Source organism: Okeania sp. (genome assembly GCF_983059655.1).
In genome coordinates this window covers 1-4990 of sequence record NZ_CEZPJD010000607.1, presented here as the reverse complement: position 1 = coordinate 4990, position 4990 = coordinate 1, and the positions used below count along the sequence as shown (strand labels likewise).

At 36.9% G+C, this 4990-nt stretch carries 1 protein-coding gene; it reads left to right on the top strand.

Annotation, left to right across the window (positions count from 1 at the left end):
• On the top strand, positions 1-4976 hold a 4976-nt coding region (locus tag AC3DU7_RS25055), incomplete at its 5' end, for a trifunctional serine/threonine-protein kinase/ATP-binding protein/sensor histidine kinase (RefSeq protein WP_488042008.1).
• Between the last annotated feature and the right edge of the window lie 14 nt (positions 4977-4990).

Here is a 4990-nt window from a genome sequence, read left to right as displayed (position 1 = left end):
GACGCATGAATAGAGGCATTGACTACCGCACAGACTTCTACTCCTTGGGTGTAACTTTTTTTGAACTCCTCAGTGGGAAATTACCCTTCACCACCACCGATCCAATGAAACTACTACATTCTCATATTGCCCAACCAGCCAAATTTTCTCAAGAAAGTCAAATACCAGAAGTATTACAGAATATAGTACTGAAATTGATGGCAAAAAATGCCGAAGACCGTTATCAGAGTGCCTTGGGATTGAAATGTGACTTAGAAAAATGTCAGCAACAGTTAGAAACCACAGGGAAAATTACATTGTTTGAGTTAGGAGAGAGGGATCAGAGCGATCGCTTCATTATTCCCGAAAAACTATATGGCAGAGAAATCGAAGTACAAACCATACTTAATGCCTTTGATCGCGTTGCTAATCCCCATACCCTTAGCAAAGAGGGAGAAGAATCCCCCCCAACCCCCATTCAAACCAAAAGCGAAGCAACATCTGGCCTCCCCCTTTCTAAGGGGGACGGGAGGGGGATAAAAAAGGAGGGAGAAGGAAGGGTAGAAATGATGCTAGTAGCAGGTGTTTCAGGCATAGGAAAAACCGCCGTTGTCAACGAAATTCATAAACCCATAGTTCGGCAGCAAGGATATTTTATTAAAGGCAAATATGACCAATTTCAACGAAATATACCTTTTAGTGCTTTCGTACAAGCCTTCCGAGACTTGGTGAAACAACTACTTAGTGAGTCAGATGCAGAATTAGCTAACTGGAAAAGTAAAATACTCAATGCATTGGGAGAAAATGCTCAAGTAATTATAGACGTAGTACCCGAACTCGAAAAAATTATTGGTACTCAACCAGCAGCACAAGAATTATCAGGCAGTGCAGCTCAAAACCGCTTTAACTTACTATTTCAAAAATTCATTGCTGTATTCACTGCTCCCTCTCACCCGGTAGTGATGTTTTTAGATGACTTACAATGGGCAGATTCAGTATCACTGAACTTGATAAAAGTTTTGATGAGTAATACAGAAATAGAATATTTACTCATATTGGGAGCATATCGGGATAACGAAGTATTTCCAGCTCATCCGTTGATGTTGAGTTTAGCTGAATTGGAAAAAAATCAAGCAGTAATTTCTACAATTAAATTGCAACCATTAGCTTTATCTCACATTAATCAGTTGATAGCAGATACACTAAATTGTAGCCAACAACTAGCTTTACCATTAAGTGAATTGGTGTATCAGAAAACTCAAGGAAATTCATTTTTTACAACCCAGTTTTTGAAAGGGTTACAGGCAGATGGGCTAATTAAGTTTAATCAACTTTTAGGCTACTGGGAATGCGATCTGGTAAAGGTGCGTGATGCAGTAATTACAGATGATGTGGTGGAATTTATGGCGAGGCGGTTGCAGAAATTTTCAGCCCAGACTCAGAAGGTGTTGAAGTTAGCAGCTTGTATTGGAAATCAGTTTGATCTAGAGACTTTGGCCGTAGTTTGTGAAAAATCTGATGAAGAGGTAGCAGAAGATATTTGGAGTGCATTACAAGAAGGGTTGATTTTACCTATTAGTCAAACCTATAAATTTTTTCAAGGTGGTGTGGAAGAGAAAACAGCTCAGACAGCTCAGATGGTGAGAGTTGGTTATCGTTTTTTACACGATCGCGTGCAACAGGCAACTTATTCTTTAATTCCTGAAGAAGAGAAACAAGCTACTCATTGGAAAATTGGGCAACTTTTATTACAAAATACTTTGGTCGAGAATATAGAAAACAAAATTTTTGAAATTGTCAACCAACTCAATATAGGTTTAGAACTTATTATACATAAATTGCAGAGGCGAGAGTTAGCACAATTAAATTTCATAGCTGGGAAAAAGGCGAAAATAGCAACAGCTTATACATCTGCTTTTGAATATTCTCAAATAGCACGGAACTTACTACTAGAAAATCATTGGCAAAAAGATTATGAATTCGCTTTATCAATATATGAATTAGTGGCAGAAACAGCTTATTTAAGTAGTAATATTGCTACAGCAGAAACAATAGTAAACATATTATTTGAACAAGCAAGAGATGTATTAGATAAGGTCAAAGCTTGTGAGGTTAAGATTCAGATATTAATATCTAAAAATCAGCTTTTAGAAGCTATTCAAATTGGATTGAATTTTTTGGCTTTTTTAGGTATTGATTTGCCGGAAAAACCCGATCAAAATGATGTCAAACGCGAGGAAAATGAAATCAAACAAAAGCTCTATTGTAAGCGGATTGAATCATTTATTTATTTGCCTATAATGAAGGAAAAAAAGCAATTAGCGTCAATGCGAATTCTATCGAGTCTATTCAATGCAGCGTATTTGGGAATGCCTAAATTACTACCACTAATTGTTGCTAAACAGGTTGATTTATCTATTACTTATGGAAATATGGATGTTTCACCATCTGCTTATGCAAACTATGCTTTAATTCTCTGTAGTACTGTTGATAATATAGATTTAGGATATTGCTTTGGAAACTTAGCACTCAATCTGTTAAATATAATTGAATCCAAAGAATTTTATGCCAAAACCATAGAGATTGTTTGTCTTTCTGTTAAACATTGGAAAGAACATATCAATTCAACATTAAAACTGCTTATAGATGGCTACACAATTGGATTAGAATCTGGCGATTTTGAATCTGCATCCTTTGCGGCTTATGATTATTGTGCTCATTCTTTTGTATTAGGTAAAAATTTGATTGAGCTGGAACGCGAAATGTTTAATTATGGCCTGGTAATAGAAGGATTACAACAAAAGATGGTGTTCAATTTAAATGCACTTCACCGCCAAGCAGTTTTGAATTTGATTGAAACAAATAATCATCCTTCTTTTTTGCAGGGAAAGGCTTACGATCAAGAAAAAATGTTGCCAATTCATCAACAGGATAACGATTTTAGTTCTCTTGCTTTATTTTATATTGACAAACTATTCCTTTGTTATCTGTTTGACGACCGCCTTCAAGCTACAGAAATTGGCGATCGAGTAGAATTTTATCTAGAAGGAATACCAGGGCAAGTATTCGTGCCAATATTTTATCTGTATGATGCTTTGTCATGGCTTTCTCTATATCCAGGACTGGAGAAAACAGAACAAGAAATTGCAATGGTGCGTATCTCATCCCATCAAACAAAAATGACAAAATGGGCCGAACTTGCTCCAATGAATTATGCTCACAAACTTTACTTAATCAATGCAGAAAAACGTCGAGTATTGGGCGAAAAAATCGGAGCAATAGAGATGTATGACCTTGCTATTGCCCTAGCTCAAGAAAACAACTACCTTCAGGAAGAAGCACTCGCCAACGAACTCGCAGCAAAATTCTATCTAGAGTGGGGCAAAGAAAAATTTGCAGCTATCTATATGGAACAAGCTTATTATTGTTATGCAAGTTGGGGTGCAAAAGCCAAAATAAACCAACTCGAAAAACAATACCCCCAACTCCTAACTCCCATTCTCAAACCACAACCGCTTGAGTTTAATCGATTTGAAAATTGGGAAAATTTCACACAAACATTATCATCAACAACTATACAAGAACAAACTAGCACCAGCACAAAACTCTCTGAAACCCTAGATTTAGCTTCGATTTTACAAGCAACTCAGGCCATATCAAGCACTATAGAGTTAGACCAACTCCTAAGCAAGGTCGTAGAAATTATTCTCACCAACGCAGGCGCTCAAAAAACAGCATTACTAACTTTCCCAGCAGACAAATGGCAAATACAGGCAATAGCTGAAGTTGCAACTGATGGCACAGTAAAAACTTCGATAAAATCATTTCCTGTAGATATAGAAAGTATAGTTCCTACTCGTTTGATTCAATATGTGAAAAACACTCAGGAATCAATATTAATCAACGAATATCAAACTGATATTGTCGGCATTATGGAAGGTTATTTACTCAAATATCAACCCCAAAGTATACTTTGTGTACCACTTCTCTATCAAGGCAATTTAGTCGGTATTTTGTACCTGGAACATCCAACGACTAAAGGTGTTTTTACTTCTTACCGTCAGAGCATAGTACAATCTCTCTGTACTCAAGCTGCTATTTCTCTGCAAAATGCTCAACTCTATGAGCAAGCTACTCAAGCACTACAAGATTTACAACAAGCACAACTGCAAATTGTTCAAAGTGAAAAGATGTCAGCTTTAGGAAACTTAATGGCAGGAGTTGCCCATGAAATTAATAACCCCACAGGATTTTTGGAAGGGAATATTTATCCTGCTGAAGAATATGTGCAAGATTTACTGGGTTTAATTGATTTGTATCAATCAGAATATCCTCAACCCAATGAAGTAATAGCAGAGGAAATTGAAGCTATAGAGTTAGAATTTATTCGTGAAGATCTACCGAAGTTATTGGGGTCAATGAATGCGGGGGTAGAGCGGATTCGTAATATTAGTAATAGTCTACGCACATTTGCTCGCAAAGATCAAGAGCATAAAACAGTATTTAATATCCATGAGGGCATTGATAGCACTCTGCTAATTCTCAAGCACCGTACTAAGGCAAATCAGCAACGTCCGGGGATTGATATTGTCAGAAATTATGGAGATATTCCGCAGGTAGAATGTTTTCCTGGTCAGTTGAATCAAGTATTGATGAATATTTTGGCTAATGCCATTGATACTTTTGATGAAGCCAGTCTTGGTAAAACTTACGCTGAGATTGAAACAAATCCAAATCGCATTACTATTGAAACTTCTATGGTTGGTGAAAATCAGATACATATCAAGATTGAAGATAATGGTGGTGGGATGAAACCAGAGATTAAAAACCGGATTTTTGAACAGGGGTTTACGACGAAAGAAGTAGGTAAAGGTACGGGATTAGGCATGGCGATCGCTCATCAAATCATTACAGAGAAACATGGAGGTACGATCGTTTGTGATTCTACAGTTGCTAAAGGTACAATTTTTACTATTTCGTTACCAATAGAGGAATGAAGGCAGAAGGCAGA